This is a genomic window from Enterobacter cloacae complex sp. IR5384, from assembly GCF_049237265.1.
Classification (GTDB): Bacteria; Pseudomonadota; Gammaproteobacteria; order Enterobacterales; family Enterobacteriaceae; genus Enterobacter; species Enterobacter cloacae.
Genome location: NZ_JBMKHJ010000003.1, coordinates 112,941 through 136,338, shown reverse-complemented (window position 1 = coordinate 136,338; position 23,398 = coordinate 112,941). Strand labels below are relative to the sequence as shown.

General features: G+C 55.7%; 24 protein-coding genes. 16 read left to right on the top strand and 8 right to left on the bottom strand.

Annotation, left to right across the window (positions count from 1 at the left end; translation table 11 throughout):
• The first annotated feature begins 1 nt into the window (after position 1).
• From ACOTX3_RS04265 to coaD, 5 genes are all read left to right on the top strand, one after another.
• On the top strand, positions 2-1,102 hold the full coding sequence (locus tag ACOTX3_RS04265) for a glycosyltransferase (protein ID WP_058678543.1): 1,101 nt from the start codon (positions 2-4) through the stop codon (positions 1,100-1,102).
• 11 nt (positions 1,103-1,113) lie between these two features.
• Positions 1,114-2,103, top strand: a complete 990-nt coding sequence (locus ACOTX3_RS04260; protein ID WP_058678544.1) for a glycosyltransferase — start codon at positions 1,114-1,116, stop codon at positions 2,101-2,103.
• 66 nt (positions 2,104-2,169) lie between these two features.
• The gene (waaA, locus tag ACOTX3_RS04255) at positions 2,170-3,444 is read left to right on the top strand and encodes a lipid IV(A) 3-deoxy-D-manno-octulosonic acid transferase (RefSeq protein ID WP_013094897.1); all 1,275 of its coding nucleotides are present in this window, start codon (positions 2,170-2,172) and stop codon (positions 3,442-3,444) included.
• Complete coding sequence (locus ACOTX3_RS04250) at positions 3,444-4,214, top strand: glycosyltransferase family 2 protein (RefSeq protein WP_058678545.1); 771 nt, start codon at positions 3,444-3,446, stop codon at positions 4,212-4,214. The genes waaA and ACOTX3_RS04250 overlap by 1 nt, the downstream gene beginning before the upstream one ends.
• Before the next feature lie 3 nt (positions 4,215-4,217).
• Complete coding sequence (coaD, locus tag ACOTX3_RS04245) at positions 4,218-4,697, top strand: pantetheine-phosphate adenylyltransferase (protein WP_013094895.1); 480 nt, start codon at positions 4,218-4,220, stop codon at positions 4,695-4,697.
• A 2-nt stretch (positions 4,698-4,699) separates the two neighbouring features.
• Here the strand turns inward: coaD and mutM are convergent, their stop codons facing one another.
• From mutM to radC, 4 genes are all read right to left on the bottom strand, one after another.
• Complete coding sequence (mutM, locus tag ACOTX3_RS04240; protein WP_013094894.1) at positions 4,700-5,509, bottom strand: bifunctional DNA-formamidopyrimidine glycosylase/DNA-(apurinic or apyrimidinic site) lyase; 810 nt, start codon at positions 5,507-5,509, stop codon at positions 4,700-4,702.
• Between the two features lie 74 nt (positions 5,510-5,583).
• Positions 5,584-5,751, bottom strand: coding sequence for a 50S ribosomal protein L33 (rpmG, locus tag ACOTX3_RS04235; protein ID WP_013094893.1), 168 nt, complete (start codon positions 5,749-5,751; stop codon positions 5,584-5,586).
• 22 nt (positions 5,752-5,773) lie between these two features.
• Complete coding sequence (gene rpmB, locus ACOTX3_RS04230; protein WP_002436699.1) at positions 5,774-6,010, bottom strand: 50S ribosomal protein L28; 237 nt, start codon at positions 6,008-6,010, stop codon at positions 5,774-5,776.
• A gap of 217 nt (positions 6,011-6,227) precedes the next feature.
• Positions 6,228-6,896 carry a RadC family protein gene (gene radC, locus ACOTX3_RS04225; RefSeq protein ID WP_058678546.1) on the bottom strand — a complete coding sequence of 223 codons (669 nt, stop codon included), beginning with the start codon at positions 6,894-6,896 and terminating at the stop codon, positions 6,228-6,230.
• A gap of 172 nt (positions 6,897-7,068) precedes the next feature.
• Between radC and coaBC the strand changes: the two genes are divergently transcribed.
• The 3 genes from coaBC to slmA all read left to right on the top strand — a co-directional run bounded on the left by coaBC (position 7,069) and on the right by slmA (position 9,433).
• Positions 7,069-8,280, top strand: coding sequence for a bifunctional phosphopantothenoylcysteine decarboxylase/phosphopantothenate--cysteine ligase CoaBC (gene coaBC / locus ACOTX3_RS04220; protein ID WP_105826592.1), 1,212 nt, complete (start codon positions 7,069-7,071; stop codon positions 8,278-8,280).
• Positions 8,258-8,716: a dUTP diphosphatase gene (gene dut / locus ACOTX3_RS04215; protein ID WP_015570042.1), complete on the top strand. Its 459-nt coding sequence runs from the start codon at positions 8,258-8,260 to the stop codon at positions 8,714-8,716. The genes coaBC and dut overlap by 23 nt, the downstream gene beginning before the upstream one ends.
• A gap of 120 nt (positions 8,717-8,836) precedes the next feature.
• Positions 8,837-9,433: a nucleoid occlusion factor SlmA gene (gene slmA / locus ACOTX3_RS04210; RefSeq protein ID WP_013094890.1), complete on the top strand. Its 597-nt coding sequence runs from the start codon at positions 8,837-8,839 to the stop codon at positions 9,431-9,433.
• An 83-nt stretch (positions 9,434-9,516) separates the two neighbouring features.
• Here slmA and pyrE read toward each other — a convergent pair whose 3' ends face one another.
• On the bottom strand, positions 9,517-10,158 hold the full coding sequence (pyrE, locus tag ACOTX3_RS04205) for an orotate phosphoribosyltransferase (protein WP_020686490.1): 642 nt from the start codon (positions 10,156-10,158) through the stop codon (positions 9,517-9,519).
• Positions 10,159-10,225: 67 nt separating this feature from the next.
• Positions 10,226-10,942: a ribonuclease PH gene (rph, locus tag ACOTX3_RS04200; protein ID WP_013094888.1), complete on the bottom strand. Its 717-nt coding sequence runs from the start codon at positions 10,940-10,942 to the stop codon at positions 10,226-10,228.
• A gap of 125 nt (positions 10,943-11,067) precedes the next feature.
• Between rph and ACOTX3_RS04195 the strand changes: the two genes are divergently transcribed.
• Positions 11,068-11,931: a YicC/YloC family endoribonuclease gene (locus ACOTX3_RS04195; protein WP_013094887.1), complete on the top strand. Its 864-nt coding sequence runs from the start codon at positions 11,068-11,070 to the stop codon at positions 11,929-11,931.
• 205 nt (positions 11,932-12,136) lie between these two features.
• Positions 12,137-12,754, top strand: coding sequence for a trimeric intracellular cation channel family protein (locus ACOTX3_RS04190; protein WP_013094886.1), 618 nt, complete (start codon positions 12,137-12,139; stop codon positions 12,752-12,754).
• A gap of 2 nt (positions 12,755-12,756) precedes the next feature.
• Here ACOTX3_RS04190 and ligB read toward each other — a convergent pair whose 3' ends face one another.
• Positions 12,757-14,427, bottom strand: a complete 1,671-nt coding sequence (gene ligB, locus ACOTX3_RS04185; protein ID WP_058678548.1) for an NAD-dependent DNA ligase LigB — start codon at positions 14,425-14,427, stop codon at positions 12,757-12,759.
• Positions 14,428-14,678: 251 nt separating this feature from the next.
• On the opposite strand from ligB, the gene gmk reads away from it, so the two are divergent.
• Genes gmk through recG form a run of 5 tightly spaced genes read left to right on the top strand, consistent with a single transcriptional unit; the run spans position 14,679 to position 20,545 of the window.
• Positions 14,679-15,302, top strand: coding sequence for a guanylate kinase (gmk, locus tag ACOTX3_RS04180; RefSeq protein ID WP_013094883.1), 624 nt, complete (start codon positions 14,679-14,681; stop codon positions 15,300-15,302).
• A 54-nt stretch (positions 15,303-15,356) separates the two neighbouring features.
• Complete coding sequence (rpoZ, locus tag ACOTX3_RS04175; RefSeq protein ID WP_000135058.1) at positions 15,357-15,632, top strand: DNA-directed RNA polymerase subunit omega; 276 nt, start codon at positions 15,357-15,359, stop codon at positions 15,630-15,632.
• A gap of 19 nt (positions 15,633-15,651) precedes the next feature.
• Positions 15,652-17,766, top strand: a complete 2,115-nt coding sequence (spoT, locus tag ACOTX3_RS04170) for a bifunctional GTP diphosphokinase/guanosine-3',5'-bis pyrophosphate 3'-pyrophosphohydrolase (RefSeq protein WP_013094882.1) — start codon at positions 15,652-15,654, stop codon at positions 17,764-17,766.
• A gap of 4 nt (positions 17,767-17,770) precedes the next feature.
• Positions 17,771-18,460 (top strand): tRNA (guanosine(18)-2'-O)-methyltransferase TrmH, encoded by a 690-nt coding sequence (trmH, locus tag ACOTX3_RS04165; RefSeq protein WP_020686483.1) that lies wholly within the window; start codon positions 17,771-17,773, stop codon positions 18,458-18,460.
• A 3-nt stretch (positions 18,461-18,463) separates the two neighbouring features.
• Positions 18,464-20,545 carry an ATP-dependent DNA helicase RecG gene (gene recG / locus ACOTX3_RS04160; protein ID WP_014830141.1) on the top strand — a complete coding sequence of 694 codons (2,082 nt, stop codon included), beginning with the start codon at positions 18,464-18,466 and terminating at the stop codon, positions 20,543-20,545.
• Between the two features lie 2 nt (positions 20,546-20,547).
• On the opposite strand, the gene gltS is transcribed toward recG, so the two are convergent.
• The gene (gltS, locus tag ACOTX3_RS04155; protein ID WP_013094878.1) at positions 20,548-21,750 is read right to left on the bottom strand and encodes a sodium/glutamate symporter; all 1,203 of its coding nucleotides are present in this window, start codon (positions 21,748-21,750) and stop codon (positions 20,548-20,550) included.
• Between the two features lie 225 nt (positions 21,751-21,975).
• Between gltS and xanP the strand changes: the two genes are divergently transcribed.
• A complete protein-coding gene (gene xanP, locus ACOTX3_RS04150) occupies positions 21,976-23,367 on the top strand; it encodes a xanthine/proton symporter XanP (RefSeq protein ID WP_014830139.1) in 1,392 nt (463 codons plus the stop codon).
• Positions 23,368-23,398: the final 31 nt, after the last annotated feature.

Below are 23,398 nucleotides of genomic sequence, written 5' to 3'. Positions count from 1 at the left end.
AATGCGCATCCTAATGATTATTGATGGTTTACCCGGTGGAGGAGCTGAAAAAACGGTTCTTACACTCTCCAGCGGATTAACAGAGATGGGGCATCAGGTCTCTCTCTTCTCGCTGCGGAAAGTGTGCGACTACGCCATTCCGGAAGGCATCGATTATCAGGTCGTTCAGGATACCTGCAAAAAACCGTGGCGGAAGCTGACGGAGATCCCACGCCGCGCCAGGCTGCTGGATCAGGCTATCGAGCGGGCGGAGCGCAGCGGCAAATTTGATGTGGTGTTCTCGCATCTGCACAAAACTGACCGCATCGTGGCGCACTGCCGCGCCCTGGAGCGCGATAAAGTGTGGTTCTGCGTGCATGGCATGTTCTCATTCTCCTACCTTCGCCATCGCCGTGGGCTTTCACGCTGGTTTAAACACACTAAGATTCGCCATACCTACGAAAACCGCAACGTGGTCGCCGTCTCAGGCGCCGTGTTGAAAGATCTTTCAGAAACGCTGGCCCTGAATCTCCGACGCACGGCGGTAATCCATAATCCTTTTGATATTCCTGAAATCCAGCGTCTGGCGGACGCCCCCTTTGAGATGCAGGGAAAGGATTACATCATTCACGTCGGACGCTTCCATGAACACAAGCGTCACGATCGCCTGCTACGGGCGTTCGCGCTGAGTCAGCTCAATACCACGCTGGTTATGATGGGCAATGGCTCTGAGGCTAAAATTCAAAAGCTTAAGCAGCTTGCCCACGAACTGGGCATTGAAGACAAAACGGTTTTCCGTCCGTTCGAACCTAATCCTTATCCTTGGATTAAAGGGGCACGCCTTTTAGTGTTAAGTTCTGACTGCGAAGGTTTTGGTAATGTGCTGGTTGAATCCATTATCTGCCAGACGCCACCCGTCAGTACACATTGTCCAGGTGGCCCCGCCGAAATCCTCAAGGGAGACTTATCCCGCGGTCTGGCAGAGATGAATGACGAGTCTCTGGCAAAAACGCTGGCGGATATTTATACCTCTCCACCGGTCGTTGATCGCGCAACCATTGCATCGTTCGGTATCAAGGCCATTTGCCAGCAATATATTGCTTTGGTCGACAATCAAAAATAATCAGGTTTCTTATGCAAAATTCAGCGCCATTATTAAGCGTGGTGGTAGCCGTTTATAACGGTGAAGCGTTCCTGGATCAGTTCTTTACCTGCCTTGTGGATCAACGCATCGACAGCATGGAAGTCATCATCGTCAATGACGGCTCCACGGACCGTTCGATGCAGATCGTCGAAAACTGGCGCGAAAAGCTGCCGCAGATGCAGGTTATTGAGCAGCAAAATCAGGGCGTATCCATCGCGCGTAATACCGGTCTGGCCGTCGCGACGGGCCAATATCTCTCTTTCCCTGATATTGATGATGTCTTTAAACCCGGCATGTATCAGCACCTGCTTGATATGGCTGTTACGCAACGTCTTGATGTCGCTACCTGTAACGGCAACTACGTCTGGGAAAATAATAAGAAGCCTTCACGCCCTATTTTCCCTGAAGACAAACTGGCATCAACGAGCGTCATGTCCGGCCCTGCATGGCTCAAAATGGCGCTCGACTCCCGTAAGTTCCTGCACGTGACCTGGCTGAACATCTATCGTCATGACTTTATTCGCGAGCACGGTTTTCACTTTGAACCGGGGCTGCGCCATCAGGATATTCCGTGGACCACAGAAGTACTGCTGGCGGCGGAGCGGGTGCAGTACACCAGTGAACGTTACTACGACTACTACATTCACTCTGCGTCGGTGTCTCATATGCCGGACAATGACGACACGCTCATTCGCTCGGCGCGTCACTACATGAAAATCCTGCAGATGCTCGATGCCATTAATCAGCGCTACCCCGATAAAGTGAAAGGGATCCCTGCTTGCCACTGGCAAATTGCCAAAGAAGGGCTGGGCATCATTCATACTTTCGACAACATGAAAGATGAGCAGAAAAAGGCATTTATTATCAAAGAGTTTTTCGATAAAGGGATCTGGAAACTCATCTGGAAAAATGCAAAAAGTCCCCGACTGCGCTGGCGACTGGGCCGCCGTTACTTCCGTTTGAAGCGCTATGTGGCATAAGAGATAGCTTTACCTGGCCCAAATGCTTAGAATTTGCCCGCCGAAACTAAAAAGACGGATAATCGCTTGGAATTGTTGTATACCGCCCTGCTCTATATCATTCAGCCACTGGTGTGGCTGAGACTGCTGCTTCGTAGCCGTAAAGCGCCTGCGTACCGAAAACGCTGGGCTGAACGCTATGGCTTCTGTCGCAATAAAGTTGCCCCGGACGGTATTTTGCTGCATTCCGTTTCTGTTGGCGAAACGCTGGCAGCGATCCCGCTGGTTCGCGCCCTGCGTCACCGTTATCCGTCGCTACCGATCACCGTCACGACCATGACGCCGACCGGCTCTGAGCGCGTGATGTCCGCCTTCGGTAAAGACGTGCATCACGTCTATCTGCCCTACGACCTTCCCTGCGCCATGAACCGTTTTCTGGAAACCGTTCGCCCTAAACTGGTGATCGTGATGGAAACCGAGCTGTGGCCGAATATGATTTCCGCTCTGCATGCCCGTAAAATTCCACTGGTGATCGCTAACGCGCGTCTGTCTGAGCGGTCGGCGAAAGGCTACGGCAAACTGGGGAAATTTATGCGCCGCCTGCTCAGCAAAATCACACTGATTGCTGCGCAAAACGAAGAAGACGCAGCGCGCTTTATCTCGCTTGGCCTGAAACGCAACCAGCTGGCGGTGACAGGCAGCCTGAAATTCGATATCTCCGTCACGCCTGAACTTGCCGCCCGTGCTATCACGCTGCGCCGCCAGTGGGCACCGCGTCGCCAGGTCTGGATTGCGACCAGCACCCATGATGGCGAAGAGGCGATTATCCTGCAGGCGCATCGTAAGCTGCTGGAGAAATTCCCCGATTTGCTGCTGATTCTGGTGCCTCGCCATCCCGAGCGTTTTAAAGACGCCCGTGAAATGGTGCAAAAAGGCGGCTTCAGCTTCACCCTGCGCAGCAGCGGTGAGATCCCTTCCACCAGCACGCAGGTGGTTATTGGCGATACCATGGGTGAGCTGATGCTGCTGTATGGCATTGCTGACCTGGCCTTTGTTGGCGGCAGCCTGGTGGAGCGTGGTGGCCATAACCCGCTGGAGCCAGCGGCCCATGCCATTCCCGTGCTGATGGGTCCACATACCTTCAACTTCAAAGATATCTGTGCGAAATTGCAGCAAGCGGAAGGGCTAATTACCGTGACCGATGCGGATTCAGTGGTCAAAGAGGTCTCGACTCTGCTGACCGACGAAGATTACCGCCTGTGGTACGGCCGTCATGCCGTCGAAGTGCTGCATCAGAACCAGGGTGCCCTCACCCGTCTGCTGCAGCTTCTGCAACCTTATCTGCCGCAGCGGAGCCACTAATGTCAACGCGCCTGTCGGTCGTTCTGATCGCCAAAAACGCTGCCGACCTGCTTCCGGATTGCCTGGCCTCCGTTGCCTGGGCTGACGAAATTATCCTGCTCGACTCCGGCAGTGAAGACAACACGGCGGACGTTGCCCGCACAGCGGGTGCAAAAGTCTATACCAACACCGACTGGCAAGGGTATGGCATCCAGCGCCAGCGCGCGCAGGGATATGCCACCGGTGATTATGTACTGATGCTCGACACAGACGAGCGCATCACGCCGGAGCTGCGTCAGGCCATTCAGGCGGTACTCGCCGCACCAACGCCGGGCACGGTCTACAGCATTGCGCGTCGTAACTATTTCCTTGGCCGTTTTATGCGTCACAGCGGCTGGTACCCCGACCGGGTCACACGCCTCTACGAGCGCGAGCGGTATCAGTACAATGATAATCTGGTCCATGAATCCCTGGCCTGCGACAGTGCGCCTGTCGTCCCTCTGACGGGCGATCTCTTGCACCTGACCTGCCGGGATTTCGCCAGCTTCCAGCGTAAACAGCTCAACTATGCCACCGCCTGGGCACAGGAGCGCCATCAGCGCGGCAAGAAGGCCACGCTGACAGGTATCTTCACCCATACGCTGGGGGCGTTTCTGAAAACGCTGCTGCTGCGTGGTGGCGTGCTGGACGGTAAACAGGGCTGGTTACTGGCCGTGGTAAATGCCCAGTATACTTTCAACAAATACACCGAGCTGTGGGCGCTCAGCCGCGGCTACTCAGAGAAAACGTGAGCCATGAGCACAAAAGCGATTTATCCAGGTACCTTTGATCCGATCACCAATGGTCATCTTGATATCATCACCCGTGCGGCGTGCATGTTCGACAAGGTGATTCTGGCGATTGCTGCCAGCCCCAGTAAAAAACCGATGTTTGACCTGAACGAGCGTGTTGCGCTTGCCACCGAGGCCATTGCGCACCTGCCGAACGTTGAGGTGGTGGGCTTCAGCGATCTGATGGCCAACTTTGCCCGCGCTCAGCAGGCGACGATTCTGATCCGTGGCTTACGCGCGGTGGCAGACTTCGAGTATGAGATGCAGCTGGCGCATATGAATCGTCATTTGATGCCGGAGCTGGAAAGCGTATTTCTGATGCCATCCAAGGAGTGGTCGTTCATCTCTTCCACGCTGGTGAAAGAGGTGGCGCGTCATCACGGGGACGTTACCCATTTCCTGCCGGTTAACGTCCACCAGGCGTTAATGGACAAACTAAAGTAGCGCTATTTCTGGCACTGACGGCAATAGAATGTGGCGCGCTGGGCATGCTTTGTTGCGATGATCGGCGTTCCACACACTCTGCACGGCTCGCCTTTGCGGCCATACACCTGCAGCTCCTGAGCAAAATAGCCTGGCTTACCATCGCTTTGCAGGAAGTCCTTCAGCGTCGTTCCCCCCTGCTCAATTGAGCGAAGCAGCACCGCTTTAATCACCCGTACCAGCAGCTCACACTCCTGCGCCGACAGCGAAGAGGCCAACCGATCGGGATGGATCCCGGCTGCAAACAGCGATTCGCTGGCATAGATATTCCCCACGCCGACCACCAGCTTGTTATCCATCAGCCAGGGTTTAATCGGGGTTTTCTTTTTCGCACACTTCGCTTTCAGGTATTCCGCGTTAAACGCTTCTGAAAGCGGCTCTGGCCCCAGATGTGCCAGTACGCTATGTCCTTCCAGTTCTTTGGTCCACAACCATGCGCCAAAGCGGCGGGGATCGGTATAACGCAACACTTTGCCGTTACTCATCACCAGATCGACATGGTCATGCTTTTCCGCAGGCAGCTCTTCAGTGAGGATCCGCAGGCTGCCGGACATGCCAAGATGAATGATGATCCAGCCATCGGGCAGCTCCAGAAGCAGATATTTCGCGCGGCGCTGGACGCTGAGGATCGGTTTATCGCTTAACGCATGGATCTCATCAGAAACCGGCCAACGGAGGCGACCGTTACGCACGGTAGCATGAAGAATAGTCGCGCCGACCAGATGCGGCTCAATACCGCGGCGGCTGGTCTCCACCTCAGGTAATTCAGGCATGATTCCTCCGTAGTAAGATGCAGAATGCAAAAAACCCCGCAGTTGCGGGGTTTTGCAATACAAGGAGGCTAAAATTATTTGATTTTAGCTTCTTTGTACATTACGTGCTGGCGTACAACTGGATCGAATTTTTTCAGTTCCAGTTTTTCCGGCTTAGTACGTTTGTTCTTCGTGGTGGTGTAGAAGTGACCTGTACCAGCAGAAGAAACCAGCTTGATTTTCTCGCGAATACCTTTAGCCATGATTTATTTCCTCTTTAAGTACTTAGTACTTTTCGCCACGGGCACGCAGTTCGGACAGAACTGTATCGATGCCTTTCTTATCAATTACACGCATACCTTTAGCAGATACGCGCAGGGTGACAAAACGCTTCTCGCTCTCAACCCAGAAACGGTGAGAGTGCAGGTTCGGCAGGAAACGGCGTTTAGTCGCGTTCAGTGCGTGGGAACGGTTGTTACCGGTCACCGGACGCTTGCCAGTAACTTGGCAGACTCGGGACATGTCTATTCTCCAAAAATCAAATTAGCTCGAGCTTCGTATGGGGTATCGGCGCCTCGTCAGGCTTTACAGCCCGGTCATCGCATAGTTCTATTGAACTCTCGATTGCCAGGCCCAAATGCCAAACCCGAGATTCTCAAAGGTGGCGTAGTATACGCTGACTCGGCGGTGTGCTCAAGTCCCGAACAGACAAAGATCCCGATGGATCGCGAGAAATAGCCTAAATCCAGCCATGTTCTGCAAAAGAAAGGTACTCTCCGCGGCCAATTATCAGATGGTCCAGCACACGAATGTCCATGAATTGACAGCATTTGACAATGCGGTCGGTGATCTCTTTGTCAGCTCTGCTTGGTTCTGCACAGCCAGAAGGGTGATTATGCGCGAGTATCACGCCGGCTGCATTCAATTTTATTGCTTCGCGCACAATTTCACGCGGATGAACCTCTACATGGCTTAGCGTGCCCGAGAAAAGGTGGCTATGCTTGAGCACCCGGTTCCGGTTATCGAGAAAGATCACCATAAAGATCTCGCGTTCAATATCGGTTAACTGACTTTGCAGAAACTCGCGCGTCATCGCAGGAGTCAGTATCGGGTCCTCCTCCTGCATACGAACACACTGAAAACGGCGGGCCAGTTCGGCAATCCCCTTGAGCTGGGCATATTTCGCCACACCGATACCCTCCACATGCGCAAACTCCGCCAGTTCCGCCGTCATCAAACCGTAGAGTGAGCCAAAATGGCCTATCAGATCTTTTGCCAGCGTAAAGACCGTTTTACCGGGCGTACCGGTGCGCAAAAAAAGCGCCAGCAGTTCCTCATCTTTTAGCAAAGTAACGCCATAGCGCAGCAATTTTTCGCGCGGCAAGAGCAGTTCATCCTCGTCGTCCATGCTTTTTCTCCCTGTTTTTTGCCCATCTTGCCATAGGCTACTCAGGTACCTGACTCTCGCGTCTCGTTCTTGCGTAACGCCTCGCAAAGTGACCGAAGGACAAGATCACCCCGTTTTTGGGATTGTGATAAAATGCCCGCTCTCTGGTGAAACCCAACAGGAAAGAATCATGATGAGCCTGGCCGGTAAAAAAATCGTTCTTGGCGTTAGCGGCGGCATTGCAGCCTATAAAACGCCGGAACTGGTGCGCCGTCTGCGCGAGCGCGGGGCCGACGTACGGGTCGCGATAACCGAGGGCGGAAAAGCCTTTATCACTCCTCTGAGCCTGCAGGCCGTTTCAGGATACCCGGTATCTGACAGCCTGCTTGACCCTGCCGCAGAAGCCGCGATGGGCCATATTGAGCTTGGGAAATGGGCAGACCTGGTTATCCTTGCCCCCGCCACGGCCGATTTAATTGCCCGCGTTGCCGCCGGGATGGCGAACGATCTGGTTTCGACCATTTGTCTGGCTACGCCCGCCCCTGTTGCCGTTGTGCCGGCCATGAATCAGCAGATGTATCGCAATGCCGCGACCCAGCATAATCTACAGACGCTGGCCTCGCGCGGCCTGCTGATCTGGGGGCCGGACAGCGGGAGCCAGGCCTGTGGCGATGTCGGCCCAGGCCGTATGCTTGATCCATTGACTATTGTCGATATGGCCGCGGCCCATTTTTCGCCTGTCAACGACCTGCAACATCTCAACATCATGATTACAGCTGGCCCAACGCGCGAGCCGCTGGATCCGGTACGTTACATTACCAACCACAGCTCCGGTAAAATGGGCTTTGCGATTGCGGCCGCAGCGGCGAAACGCGGCGCGAACGTCACGCTGGTCAGTGGCCCGGTCTCGTTACCTACGCCGCCTTTTGTGCAGCGTATTGACGTCACCACCGCGCTGGAAATGGAGGCCGCGGTACAGGCCCGTGCGCAAAACCAGCAGATTTTTATCGGTTGTGCTGCCGTCGCGGACTACCGCGCAGAGACCATTTCTGATGCCAAAATCAAAAAGCAAGGCGATGAATTAACACTAAAAATGGTGAAAAACCCGGATATCGTTGCTGGTGTCGCCGCGCTGAAAACCCATCGTCCTTACGTTGTTGGGTTTGCCGCAGAAACAAATAATGTGGAAGAATATGCCCGGCAAAAACGTACCCGCAAAAACCTCGATTTGATTTGCGCGAATGACGTATCGCTGGCCACGCAAGGATTTAACAGCGACAGCAACGCACTGCACCTTTTCTGGCAGGATGGAGATAAAATCTTACCGCTTGAGCGCAAGGAACTCCTGGGCCAACAATTACTGGACGAGATCGTTACCCGTTATGATGAAAAAAATCGACGTTAAGATTCTGGACCCGCGTGTTGGCGAGCAATTCCCGCTGCCAACCTATGCCACCTCCGGCTCTGCCGGTCTTGACCTGCGCGCCTGTCTCGATGACGCCGTAGAACTGGCTCCGGGTGCGACCACCCTGATCCCAACGGGCCTGGCGATTCACATTGCTGACCCTTCACTGGCGGCGGTGATCCTGCCACGTTCAGGCCTGGGTCATAAGCATGGTGTCGTGCTGGGTAACCTGGTCGGCCTGATCGACTCTGACTACCAGGGCCAGCTGATGGTCTCCGTCTGGAACCGGGGTCAGGACAGCTTCACCATTGAACCGGGCGAGCGTATCGCGCAGATGGTCTTTGTACCTGTGGTGCAGGCAGAATTTAACCTGGTGGCAGACTTTGATGCCACCGACCGTGGCGAAGGCGGCTTCGGCCATTCCGGGCGCAAATAACCGCCCGACAGACACGCATCTCACAGCGCCATAATGTCATAACAAACCGCAAACGCCAGTTTGCGGTCGCTGTGTGGATGCCAGCCTGACAAGTGCTTATTTTCAGGGGTATTTTGCAACATGGCAGAAAAACAAACCGCGAAAAGGAACCGTCGCGAAGAAATACTTCAATCTCTGGCTCTGATGCTTGAATCCAGCGATGGCAGTCAACGCATCACCACCGCAAAACTGGCCGCCTCTGTAGGCGTGTCTGAAGCGGCGCTGTACCGTCATTTCCCGAGCAAAACCCGGATGTTCGACAGCCTGATCGAGTTTATCGAAGACAGTCTGATCACGCGCATCAACCTGATTCTGAAAGACGAAAAAGACACCACCGCGCGTCTGCGTCTGATTGTGCAGTTGATTCTGGGATTTGGAGAACGTAACCCGGGCCTGACCCGTATTCTGACTGGCCATGCGCTGATGTTTGAGCAGGACAGACTGCAGGGTCGCATCAACCAGCTATTCGAGCGTATTGAAGCGCAGCTGCGCCAGGTACTGCGTGAGAAGAAAATGCGTGAAGGCGAAGGTTACAGCACGGATGAAACGCTGCTGGCAAGCCAGATCCTGGCGTTTTGCGAAGGGATGCTCTCCCGTTTTGTACGCAGTGAGTTCAAATACAGCCCAACGGACGATTTCGACGCCCGTTGGCCATTAGTGGCGGCGCAGTTGCAGTAACGTCGTTGCCGGATGGCGGCTACGCCTTATCCGGCCCACAAATTGCGCAGGCCCGGCAAGCGACGCGCCACCGGGCAATTCCATTACACGCCAAACTCTTCGCGATATGCCCGCACCGCAGCCAGATGATCCGCCATCTCTGGCTTCTCTTCCAGATACGCAATCAGGTCTTTCAGATTGATGATTGACGTCACTTTACAGTTGTAATCACGTTCAACTTCCTGAATGGCCGAGATTTCACCACGACCCCGTTCCTGGCGGTCCAGAGAAATCAACACGCCAGCCAGCGTCGCGCCGTTGGCCTGGATAATCTCCATGGATTCGCGAATGGCGGTACCCGCGGTGATGACGTCGTCCACCAGCATCACGCGCCCCTGCAGTGGGCTGCCGACCAGGTTGCCGCCTTCACCGTGGGTTTTGGCCTCTTTACGGTTAAAGCAGTACGGCACGTCGCGGTCATGGTGTTCTGCCAGCGCAACCGCGGTGGTGGTCGCAATCGGAATGCCCTTATAGGCCGGGCCAAACAGCAGGTCGAAATCAATCCCTGAATCCACCAGCGCTTCGGCATAGAAACGGCCTAACAGCGCCAGATCGCGCCCGGTATTGAACAGCCCGGCATTGAAGAAATAGGGACTCTTGCGCCCGGATTTCAGCGTAAACTCGCCAAACTTGAGGACCTGCTTGTTAAGCGCAAACTCAATAAACTGGCGCTGATACGGTTTCATGGATTCGCTCCTTTGTCTTTTCTGTCTTACAGGCAAAAAAAAGGCGACTCATTGGTCGCCTTTAAAATCAATTTTCTAACGCCGCTTTCTGCGTCGTTACAATAGATTCAATTCCCCCTCGGGCCAGAGCCAGCAAGGTGAGAAGTTCTTCGTGGGTAAACGGTTCGCCTTCTGCGGTGCCCTGCACCTCGATGATACGTCCGTCTTCGGTCATCACCACGTTCATGTCAGTTTCGGCGGCGGAGTCTTCTACGTATTCCAGATCGCAAAGCGCTTCACCGTTAACGATACCGACGGACACCGCGGCAACCATCCCTTTCATTGGGTTTGTTTTCAGCTTACCGGCCGCAACCAGTTTATTCAGGGCATCCGCCAGCGCCACACAGGCACCGGTAATCGATGCAGTACGCGTGCCACCGTCAGCCTGAATGACGTCGCAGTCCAGGGTAATGGTGAATTCGCCCAGCGTTTTCAGATCAACAGCGGCGCGCAGCGCACGCGCGATGAGGCGCTGAATTTCCATGGTACGGCCGCCCTGCTTACCCTTTGCCGCTTCACGGGCATTACGGGTATGCGTTGCACGCGGCAGCATGCCGTATTCAGCCGTGATCCAGCCCTGGCCCTGACCTTTCAGGAAGCGCGGAACGCCTTCTTCAATGGAAGCCGTGCACAGCACTTTGGTGTCACCAAACTCAACCAGAACGGAGCCTTCAGCGTGTTTTGTATAGTTACGGGTCAGGGTGACGGGACGCACCTGATTGGCGCTACGACCTGCTGGACGCATGATGAATTCTCCGGCTTGAAACGAATGTGGCTGCGCATTATACGGATAAAGGACGCTTATTCCTATCCTGAGAAGCCCCTGAAAGCTATAATCCCCCCATCTCTCCTTTAAAAACGGGAATATCTATGATCCGCAGTATGACCGCCTACGCCCGGCGTGAAATCAAGGGTAGCTGGGGTAGCGCTACCTGGGAAATGCGTTCGGTAAACCAGCGCTATCTGGAAACCTATTTCCGTATGCCGGAGCAGTTCCGCAGCCTTGAGCCTGTGGTGCGTGAGCGTATCCGTACGCGTCTGACGCGCGGCAAAGTGGAATGTAACCTGCGTTTTGAGCCGGATGCCAGCGCGCAGGGCGAACTGATCCTCAACGAAAAACTGGCAAAACAGCTCGTCAATGCGGCGAACTGGGTCAAAATGCAAAGCGACGAAGGCGAAATTAATCCGGTTGATATTCTGCGCTGGCCTGGCGTCATGGCTGCCGGAGAGCAGGATCTGGATGCAATTGCCGCTGAAATCCTTGCCGCCCTCGACAGCACGCTGGATGACTTTATTGTTGCTCGCGAAACCGAAGGCCAGGCACTGAAAGCGATGATTGAACAGCGCCTTGAAGGCGTCAGCGCCGAAGTGGCAAAAGTACGTACCCATATGCCGGAAGTGCTGCAGTGGCAGCGCGAGCGTCTGGTTGCCAAACTGGAAGAAGCGGAAGTTCAGCTGGAAAATAACCGTCTGGAGCAAGAGCTGGTATTGATGGCGCAGCGCGTTGACGTGGCCGAAGAGCTGGACCGTCTGGAAGCACACGTTAAAGAGACCTACAACATTCTGAAGAAGAAAGAAGCCGTTGGGCGTCGTCTCGACTTTATGATGCAGGAATTCAACCGCGAGTCGAATACCCTGGCGTCTAAATCAATCAATGCTGACGTAACGAATTCCGCCATTGAGCTCAAGGTACTGATTGAGCAAATGCGCGAGCAGATCCAGAATATTGAGTAATACTATTCGGGTGGCGTCGACCGACGTCACCCATTACTATTTCTAATCCATTTTAACCCGTCTTTTCTCGCTTTGCCGCCACCAATCAACCTTCTCCACTATGGGTTGATAAAATTTTATAGGGCAAACCTGCTCACTTTAGAAAATCTCAATCGTGATCGTGCGCACAAAACGTTAACCTTCCCGGCTTCACACCGGAGGTTATATGCTGCTTCACACTCTTTATCTCATTGGCATCACTGCAGAAGCCATGACTGGCGCGCTTGCAGCCGGTCGTCGCCGAATGGATACCTTCGGCGTGATCATTATTGCCACAGCGACCGCGCTGGGCGGCGGTTCCGTGCGCGATATTCTGCTGGGCCATTACCCGCTGGGCTGGGTGAAAAACCCCGAGTACGTGATTATTGTGGCGACCGCCGCCGTAGTAACCACGATTGTCGCGCCCGTTATGACCCATCTGCGTCGCCTGTTTCTGGTGCTTGATGCGCTCGGGCTGATTGTCTTTTCCATCATTGGCGCACAAATCGCACTCGATATGGGCGAAGGGCCAGTTATCGCCACCATTGCCGCCGTGGTGACCGGGGTGTTTGGAGGCGTGCTGCGCGATATGTTCTGCAAGCGCATTCCTCTGGTCTTTCAAAAAGAGCTGTATGCCGGCATCTCCTTCGCCGCAGCGGTGCTCTATATTGCCCTGCAGCATTATGTTTCGAACCATGATGTGGTGGTCATCTCCACGCTGCTGTTCGGCTTTACGGCCCGCATGCTGGCGTTGCGACTGAAGCTCGGCCTGCCGGTGTTTCACTACAAACACAGCGCTCACTAATTTCAGAATCCCTTGATGTGCTGTTCAGCCAGCCACTTTGCCAGCACATCCACCTCCGGCGCGTGGAGCCAGTTAACGATTTGCCGCGCTTTCTCTTCTCCGGTCCCCGGCAAGGTCTGCCAGTCCATAGCGCTACGCTGGTGCATGGTCTGCCATGATAGCTCTCCGGCGGCTTTCAGAGTCGCCTGAGCCAGCGGAACACCCATCGCCATGATCCAACGAATAAAAGGCCGCTCGCGCACCAGATTAAACTGATGCCAGAGCGCCAGTCCGCGTGCAGCCGAAAACCCCGGCGTGGTTTGCAGCTGCGCCTGGGTTAACAACAGCCATGAGAAAATATGTTCAAAGCGATGTGCCTGCCAGAGCGACCGCCAGCCTGACTCGCCTAAACCGGCAATATCCAGCCCCTGCTTAGAACTGAGCCACGTCAGCCGGGCAAAGAACTGCTCCATACATTCCGGTGAAGCGTAAAAACAGCTGAGAGAATGGTACTGCGGGACTGGAGGTTCTGGTTTTTGCCGGTCGGTCCCTCGCCAGACGACTTTGTCGAATCGGGGGATCCCCTGCCCGGCCAGGCTTACCTGGATCTGGTCGCCCGGCGCGATATCCAGCCTTTGCCAGCGGCCAACGGACCCCATGCTAACCCGCTGCACCTGTTTATCATCCAGCCGTACCGGCTCCAGCGCCGCCACAACGGCAATTTTACCCGTACGGCCCACAGTGAAGTGAATATCCCGTACTTCAGCAACCTGCGCGACAGGGGGATATTTCCATGCAACAACCCAACTGCCCTCTCCCGGCAGCCAGTTTTCACCCGGCAGTTCATCCGCCGAGCGAACCACAATGCCGTCCGTGGCAAAGGGTAATGCTGCGGTGTGCCACGCTGAGCGCTGCTTTTCGACAGCCTCAATATGCTCTACGGGCAAGGTATAGCGCGCCGTCAGGGTAAACCCCGCGTCAGACAGTTCCGCCAGTGCGGTTTTCATCTCTTTTGGCCCGTCTGGCCAGGCCCAGATGAATACCCCAACCTCTCTCAAAAACGCGTTATCCTGCTGGCGCATCATCGCACCTGCGACTTTTGCGCGTGCATTCATTCCGCCCATCTGCTGCTGAATGTGATTTTCACGCTGCCAAAAAAGCTCCCCCTGTAACACGCTGTTCGCCAGCGCGCCGGAAAGGTGTTGTGGCACCGACGGTATTAAACGCACCTGCGATGTCCAGTCTTCACCTTTTAGCCCATCGCCACGGCTAATGGCCTGAGCCAATGTTCCCCCCCGATACACCAGCGTTACCGCTACACCGTCAACTTTGGGTTGCATCCAGAGATTGCGCCGGGCATGCATCCACTGGCCAAGCTCTTCTTTACTGCTCACCTTATGAACCCCTGTATGGGCGACAGGGTGTTTGATACGTCCCGTCAGGGCGGGAAGTGCTGCGTCAGGTGATGCATGCCCAAAACAGTGCTGCCACTGTTTTAACCGCCCGTTGAGCTGGTCATACACTTCATCGTTCACTTCGCTGATACCCTGCTGCCAGTAGGCGTCATCCCAGCGTTTGATTTGCGCACTTAACGTCGCAATCTCTTTCTCCGCCCTCGCCTGAGACCACACCGGGCACACCGCCGCCGCAGAACCACACCACAACAGCATGAAGCCGCTTATCCATCGCCACATTGCTACCCCTCCTTTACGTTGCTGGAGGTATAACCCGGCGACGAAAACTACGCTAATGGCAACATTGCGCTTTGCGAGGCGCTATCCAGAGTGAATTTATGTTGCTGCAAAACACAGGTAAAACCTGAAAACGACACGCAAAATGCAATAATCCAGGGGAAAAAGTGTGACAAAGGCTACGTCACACAGCGGCGACGTGTATAATAAGCCCGTATGTAGGACTTCTTCGTTAACACATACAAAAGACTCTCATGGCTCAAGGCACGCTTTATATTGTTTCTGCCCCTAGTGGCGCGGGTAAATCCAGCCTTATTCAGGCACTGTTAAAAACCCAACCGTTGTATGACACTCAGGTTTCTGTTTCACACACCACGCGTAAACCGCGTCCGGGTGAAGTGCACGGTGAACACTATTTCTTTGTCGATCACGACGAATTTAAAGCGATGATTGGCCGAGACGCGTTTCTTGAACACGCAGAAGTTTTCGGGAACTACTACGGTACTTCGCGTGAAACCATTGAGCAGGTTCTGGCAACCGGCGTGAATGTGTTCCTGGATATCGACTGGCAGGGCGCACAGCAAATTCGCAAGAAAATGCCTGATTCGCGCAGTATCTTTATTTTACCGCCGTCGAAAGATGAGCTGGATCGCCGCCTGCGTGGCCGCGGTCAGGACAGCGAAGAGGTCATTGCAAAGCGTATGGAACAGGCAGTTGCAGAAATGAGCCATTACGCCGAATATGATTACCTTATTGTGAATGATGATTTTGATGCCGCACTGAGCGATCTCAAAACCATCCTTCGCGCAGAACGTCTGCGTATGAGCCGCCAGAAGCAGCGACATGACGCATTAATCACCAAACTGTTGGCAGACTGAACCCACTTTCAGTATTATGCCCAGTCATTTCTTCACCTGTGGAGCATTTTAAGTATGGCACGCGTAACTGTTCAGGACGCTGTAGAGAAAATTGGTAACCGTTTTGACCTGGTGCTGGTCGCCGCGCGTCGCGCTCGTCAGATGCAGGTAGGCGGAAAAGATCCGCTGGTACCGGAAGAAAACGATAAAACCACCGTAATTGCACTTCGCGAAATCGAAGAAGGTCTGATCAACAACCAGATCCTCGACGTACGTGAGCGCCAGGAGCAGCAAGAGCAGGAAGCCGCAGAACTGCAGGCCGTAACCGCCATTGCTGAAGGTCGTCGTTAATTAAACCTGCGGGTCGCCCTTGTATCTGTTTGAAAGCCTGAATCAACTGATTCAAACTTACCTGCCTGAAGACCAGATTAAGCGTCTTCAGCAGGCTTATCTCGTTGCACGTGACGCTCACGAGGGCCAGACACGTTCAAGCGGTGAACCCTATATCACGCACCCGGTAGCGGTGGCCTGTATTCTGGCCGAGATGAAACTCGACTATGAAACGCTGATGGCCGCTCTGCTGCACGACGTGATCGAAGATACCCCTGCCACTTACCAGGATATGGAACAGCTGTTTGGCAAAAGCGTTGCCGAACTGGTGGAAGGGGTGTCCAAGCTTGATAAGCTGAACTTCCGCGACAAGAAAGAGGCGCAAGCCGAAAACTTTCGCAAGATGATTATGGCGATGGTGCAGGATATCCGCGTCATTCTCATCAAACTCGCTGACCGTACCCACAACATGCGCACGCTGGGCTCACTCCGCCCGGACAAACGTCGCCGCATTGCCCGTGAAACCCTCGAAATCTACAGTCCGCTGGCGCACCGTTTAGGTATCCATCATATTAAAACCGAGCTGGAAGAGCTGGGTTTTGAAGCGTTGTACCCGAACCGCTATCGCGTCATTAAAGAGGTGGTGAAAGCCGCCCGCGGTAACCGTAAAGAGATGATTCAAAAGATCCTCTCGGAAATTGAAGGACGTTTACAGGAAGCGGGCATTCCCTGCCGCGTGAGCGGTCGCGAAAAACACCTGTACTCTATTTACTGCAAAATGGTGCTCAAAGAGCAGCGTTTTCACTCGATAATGGATATCTACGCGTTCCGCGTGATCGTCCACGACGCCGATACCTGCTATCGCGTGCTGGGGCAGATGCACAGCCTCTACAAGCCGCGTCCAGGGCGCATGAAAGATTACATCGCCATACCAAAAGCGAACGGCTATCAATCTTTGCATACCTCGATGATCGGCCCGCATGGCGTCCCTGTTGAAGTGCAGATCCGCACAGAAGACATGGACCAGATGGCGGAGATGGGTGTCGCCGCACACTGGGCCTATAAAGAGCACGGTGGTGAAAGCAGCACCACGGCACAAATTCGCGCCCAGCGCTGGATGCAGAGCCTGCTGGAGCTGCAGCAGAGTGCGGGTAGCTCGTTTGAATTTATCGAGAGCGTAAAATCCGATCTCTTCCCGGATGAGATTTACGTTTTCACGCCTGAAGGGCGTATTGTCGAACTGCCTGCGGGCGCGACCCCGGTCGACTTCGCGTATGCCGTGCATACCGATATCGGCCACGCCTGCGTAGGCGCACGCGTTGACAGACAGCCTTATCCGCTGTCTCAACCGCTCGCCAGCGGCCAGACAGTCGAAATCATCACCGCACCGGGCGCACGTCCAAACGCGGCCTGGCTGAACTTTGTTGTGAGCTCCAAAGCGCGCGCCAAAATCCGTCAGCTGCTGAAAAACCTCAAGCGTGATGACTCCGTCAGCCTTGGGCGTCGTCTGCTCAACCATGCGTTGGGTGGCAGCCGTAAGCTGGCAGAGATCCCACCAGAACATATCCAGCGTGAACTCGACCGGATGAAGCTCACCTCTCTGGACGATCTGCTGGCGGAAATTGGGCTGGGTAACGCCATGAGCGTCGTGGTAGCCAAAAACCTGCAGCAGGGCGAAGCAATACCTTCCGCACCTGGCGCATCCGGTCACGCGCATCTGCCGATCAAAGGCGCGGACGGGGTGCTTATCACCTTTGCGAAGTGTTGCCGTCCAATTCCCGGCGATCCGATTATTGCGCATGTCAGCCCGGGCAAAGGGCTGGTTATCCACCATGAATCTTGTCGTAACATCCGCGGCTATCAAAAAGAGGCGGAGAAGTTTATGGCGGTCGAGTGGGATAAAGAGACGGCGCAGGAATTTATCACCGAAATTAAGGTGGATATGTTCAACCACCAGGGTGCCCTGGCGAACCTGACGGCAGCGATCAACACGGCTTCTTCCAACATTCAGAGCCTGAACACGGAAGAAAAAGATGGCCGCGTGTACAGCGCCTTTATTCGTCTGACCGCCCGCGACCGCGTGCATCTGGCAAATATTATGCGCAAGATCCGCGTCATGCCGGACGTCATTAAAGTCACCCGAAACCGAAACTAGTTTTATGAATGCACAACGTTATGCACGTATCTGCGAAATGCTCGCCAGGCGTCAGCCTGATCTGACGGTCTGCATGGAGCAGGTCCATAAACCTCATAACGTCTCTGCCATTGTCCGTACCGCAGACGCCGTCGGCGTGCATGAAGTGCACGCCGTCTGGCCCGGTGCCCGCATGCGCACCATGGCGTCGACAGCCGCAGGCAGTAACAGCTGGGTGTCCGTCAAAACCCATCAGACCATCGGAGAAGCCGTATCGCACCTGAAAGGTCGCGGTATGCAAATTCTTGCCACCAACCTGTCTGCCAAAGCGGTCGATTTCCGCGAGATCGACTACACCCGTCCGACCTGCATTTTGATGGGTCAGGAGAAAACCGGGATCACTCAGGAAGCGCTGGATCTGGCGGATCAGGACATCATCATCCCCATGATCGGCATGGTGCAGTCCCTGAATGTCTCTGTGGCCTCCGCGCTCATTCTGTATGAAGCCCAACGCCAGCGTCAGAACGCCGGGATGTACGAGCGCAGCAACAGCATGCTGCCGGAAGACGAACAGCAGCGCCTGCTGTTTGAAGGCGGCTATCCGGTGCTGGCTCGTGTTGCAAAGCAGAAAAAATTGCCTTACCCCCACGTCAACGCGCAGGGCGAAATTGAAGCCGATGCCGGGTGGTGGGCCACCATGCAGTACGCAGGGTAACCGATGAAAGGCCGCCTGCTGGATGCCATCCCGCTCAATAGCCTGACGGGCGTGGGCGCGGCGCAAAGCAGTAAACTGGGCAAAATTGGCCTGCACACCGTGCAGGATCTCCTGCTCCACCTCCCCCTGCGTTATGAAGACCGCACGCAACTTTATAAGATTGGCGATCTGCTGCCCGCGATTTACGCCACCGTTGAGGGTGAGGTGCTGAACTGCAATATCACCTTTGGCGGCCGCCGGATGATGACCTGCCAAATCAGCGACGGCACCGGCATTCTCACCATGCGCTTTTTCAACTTCAACGCGGCGATGAAAAACAGCCTTGCAACAGGCCGCCGGGTGCTGGCGTATGGCGAAGCCAAACGCGGGAAATATGGCGCAGAGATGATCCACCCGGAGTACCGCGTGCAGGGCGATCTCAGCACGCCGGAGCTGCAGGAGACGCTCACCCCGGTCTACCCGACAACGGAAGGTATCAAACAGGCGACGCTGCGTAAGCTCACCGACCAGGCCCTGGAATTACTCGATACCTGCGCCATCACCGAGCTGCTGCCGCCTGAGCTGGCGCAGGGAATGATGAGCCTGCCGGAAGCGCTGCGTACGCTGCATCGCCCGCCGCCCACGCTGCAGCTCAGCGATTTAGAAAGCGGCAAACACCCCGCCCAACGGCGTCTTATCCTTGAGGAATTACTGGCGCATAACCTGAGCATGCTGGCGCTGCGCGCCGGTGCGCAGCGTTTTCATGCCCAACCCTTAAGTCCGCGTGATGAGCTCAAGGATAAGCTGCTGGCCTCCCTGCCGTTTAAACCTACCGGTGCCCAGGCGCGCGTCACCGCCGAGATCGAACGCGATATGGCGCTTGATGTGCCCATGATGCGCCTGGTGCAGGGCGATGTAGGCTCAGGTAAAACGCTGGTTGCCGCCCTGGCAGCCCTGCGCGCCATTGCCCACGGCAAGCAGGTGGCGCTGATGGCGCCGACGGAACTGCTGGCGGAGCAGCACGCGAATAACTTCCGCGCCTGGTTCGCCCCGCTGGGCATTGAGGTGGGCTGGCTTGCCGGAAAACAAAAGGGCAAAGCGCGTCTTGCGCAACAGGACGCCATCGCTCGCGGTGAGGTGCAGATGATTGTCGGTACCCATGCCATCTTCCAGGAGCAGGTGCAGTTTAACGGCCTCGCGCTGGTGATCATCGACGAACAGCACCGCTTTGGCGTGCATCAGCGCCTGGCGCTGTGGGAAAAAGGGCTGCAGCAGGGCTTCCATCCGCACCAGCTGATCATGACCGCCACGCCTATTCCGCGAACCCTGGCGATGACCGCATACGCCGATCTGGACACCTCCACCATTGACGAGCTGCCGCCGGGCCGTACGCCGGTCACGACGGTGGCCATCCCGGATACCCGCCGCAGCGACATCATCGATCGCGTGCGCAACGCCTGCACCCATGAAGGACGTCAGGCGTACTGGGTCTGCACGCTGATTGAGGAGTCTGACCTGCTTGAAGCGCAGGCCGCAGAAGCAACGTGGGAAGAGCTGAAGCTGGCGCTACCGGAACTGAAGGTGGGCCTGGTGCATGGTCGCATGAAGCCCGCAGAAAAACAGGCCGTCATGCAATCCTTCAAACAGGGCGAGCTGCATTTGCTGGTCGCCACAACGGTGATTGAAGTGGGCGTGGATGTGCCAAACTCCAGTCTGATGATCATCGAAAACCCGGAGCGTCTGGGGCTTGCGCAGTTACACCAGTTGCGTGGCCGCGTGGGCCGTGGTGCGGTGGCCTCACATTGCGTTCTGCTCTACAAAGCCCCGCTCTCAAAAACCGCGCAGATGCGTTTGCAGGTACTGCGTGACAGCAACGACGGATTCGTCATTGCGCAAAAAGACCTGGAGATCCGTGGCCCGGGCGAGCTCCTGGGCACACGTCAGACCGGGAACGCTGAATTCAAAGTGGCAGATTTGCTGCGCGATCAGGCCATGATCCCTGAAGTTCAGCGCCTTGCCCGCCATATTCATGAACGCTACCCCGAACAGGCGGCAGCGTTAATTGAGCGCTGGATGCCGGAAACTGAGCGCTACTCCAACGCCTGATCTCAGGCGAACATCGGCAGCATCAGGTACAGCTTGATCACCAGCGCGTTGACGATATCAATAAAGAATGCCCCAACCATCGGTACCACCAGAAACGCCATGTGCGAAGGCCCGAAACGTTCGGTGATTGCCTGCATATTGGCGATTGCCGTTGGCGTGGCACCCAGACCAAACCCACAGTGCCCCGCCGCCAGCACCGCGGCATCGTAGTTTTTGCCCATCATGCGCCAGGTAACAAACATGGCATAGAGCGCCATAAACAGCGCCTGCACCGCCAGAATGGCTACCATCGGCAGCGCCAGCGACGCCAGCTCCCACAGCTTAAGGCTCATCAGGGCCATCGCCAGGAACAGCGACAGGCAGACGTTACCCAGCACCGAGACCGCACGTTCAAACACGCGATAGAAGCCCATCAGGGCCAGACCATTGCTCAGGATCACCCCGATAAACAGCACACAAACAAAGGTCGGCAGCTCAAAGGCCGTGCCCGCCAGCCATTGCGCAACCACTTTACCCAGCGTCAGACAGATGGCGATCATGGCGATGGTTTCAATCATCACCAGCGAGGTGATGGTGCGGCCAACGTCCGGCTTTTCGAACGCGGTGGGGACCAGTTCATCGTCCGGTCTGCCGTCCGGCGTGGTGGAGTGCTTCACCAGGTAGCGCGCTACCGGGCCGCCAATCAGACCGCCAAGCACCAGACCAAAGGTCGCGCAGGCCATCGCCACTTCCGTTGCGTTTTCAAAGCCATAGCGCTCGATAAACAGCTTACTCCACGCCGCCCCGGTACCGTGCCCGCCGGACAGAGTGATGGAGCCAGCCAGCAGACCCATCAGCGGATCCAGCCCCAGCAGAGACGCCATACCGATGCCGATGGCGTTTTGCATCAGCAGCAGACCAACCACGACAATCAGAAACACGCCCAGCACCTTACCGCCCGAGCGCAGGCTCGCCAGGTTGGCGTTCAGGCCGATAGTGGCAAAGAAGGCCAGCATCAGCGGATCTTTGAGGGACATATCGAAATCGATTTCCCAGCCCATGCTTTTTTTCAACACCAGCAGGGCCAGCGCCACCAGCAACCCACCGGCAACAGGTTCAGGAATGGTGTACTTTTTCAGAAAGGAAACACTGTGTACCAGCTTGCGACCAAGCAGAAGAACCAGCGTTGCGGCAACAAGGGTCGACAACGTATCGAGATGAATCATAAGAGGCTCCTGTTATGCGCGTGTTCCATACACACGCGGCGTTATCCTGGGCCGGCTTATGCTCGTCATGAGCTACCGGCGCGAAAAGTGTAATTTTTTTTTCCTCCACGTTGTAGAAAACCTGCTCATACCGGCAGATTTTCTCTCTTTTTTTTGCTGGCAATCGTTTGCTTTTACCAGGTGGTCAGATAAAATGCCCGCTTTTCCACCGTGGGATTATCGTCGATGTCCGTTAACAGCATAGAGTCTCCTGATGCGCAACCGATTGCGCAGAAGCAAAATAGCGAACTGATTTACCGTCTTGAAGACCGCCCACCGCTTCCGCAGACGCTCTTCGCTGCCTGCCAGCATCTTCTGGCCATGTTTGTTGCGGTGATCACCCCGGCGCTGTTGATCTGTCAGGCGCTGGGTTTACCGGCTCAGGATACGCAGCACATCATCAGCATGTCCCTCTTCGCCTCCGGCGTAGCCTCAATTATTCAAATTAAAGCCTGGGGTCCGGTGGGGTCTGGCTTGCTGTCGATTCAGGGTACCAGTTTTAACTTTGTGGCACCGCTGATCATGGGCGGTACGGCGTTAAAAACCGGCGGGGCGGATGTCCCGACCATGATGGCGGCGCTGTTCGGCACGCTGATGCTGGCCAGCTGCACGGAGATGGTGATCTCCCGTGTTCTGCATCTGGCTCGCCGCGTCATCACCCCGCTGGTCTCGGGCGTGGTGGTGATGATTATCGGTCTGTCGCTGATTCAGGTGGGGCTGACCTCCATCGGTGGGGGCTATGCCGCAATGAGCGATCACACCTTTGGCGCACCAAAAAACCTGCTGCTGGCTGGCGTGGTGCTGGCCATCATTATTCTGCTCAACCGTCAGCGTAACCCGTACCTGCGCGTGGCCTCGCTGGTGATCGCCATGGCGGCCGGTTACCTGCTGGCGTGGGCGCTGGGCATGTTGCCGGAAAACACCGCGCCGACCAACAGCGCGCTGATCACCGTTCCAACGCCACTGTACTACGGCCTGGGCATTGACTGGGGTCTGCTGCTGCCGCTGATGCTGGTCTTTATGATCACCTCCCTGGAGACCATCGGCGATATCACCGCCACCTCCGATGTCTCGGAGCAGCCGGTGTCCGGCCCGCTGTACATGAAGCGTCTGAAAGGCGGCGTGCTGGCAAACGGTCTGAACTCCTTTGTCTCTGCCGTGTTTAATACATTCCCGAACTCCTGCTTCGGGCAGAACAACGGCGTGATCCAGCTGACCGGCGTGGCCAGCCGTTATGTCGGGTTTGTGGTGGCGCTGATGCTGATTGTCCTTGGCCTGTTCCCGGCCGTGAGTGGCTTTGTGCAGCACATCCCTGAGCCGGTTCTGGGCGGAGCAACGCTGGTGATGTTCGGTACTATCGCGGCCTCAGGCGTGCGAATCGTCTCCCGCGAGCCACTGAACCGCCGCGCGATCATGATTATTGCCCTGTCGCTGGCCGTGGGTCTGGGCGTTTCTCAGCAGCCGCTGATCCTGCAGTTTGCCCCGGACTGGGTGAAAAACCTGCTCTCTTCCGGCATCGCCGCTGGCGGTATCACCGCTATCGTGCTGAACCTCGTTTTCCCGCCAGAGAAAAACTGATTGTCCTCACGGCAGGCTGTCAATGCCTGCC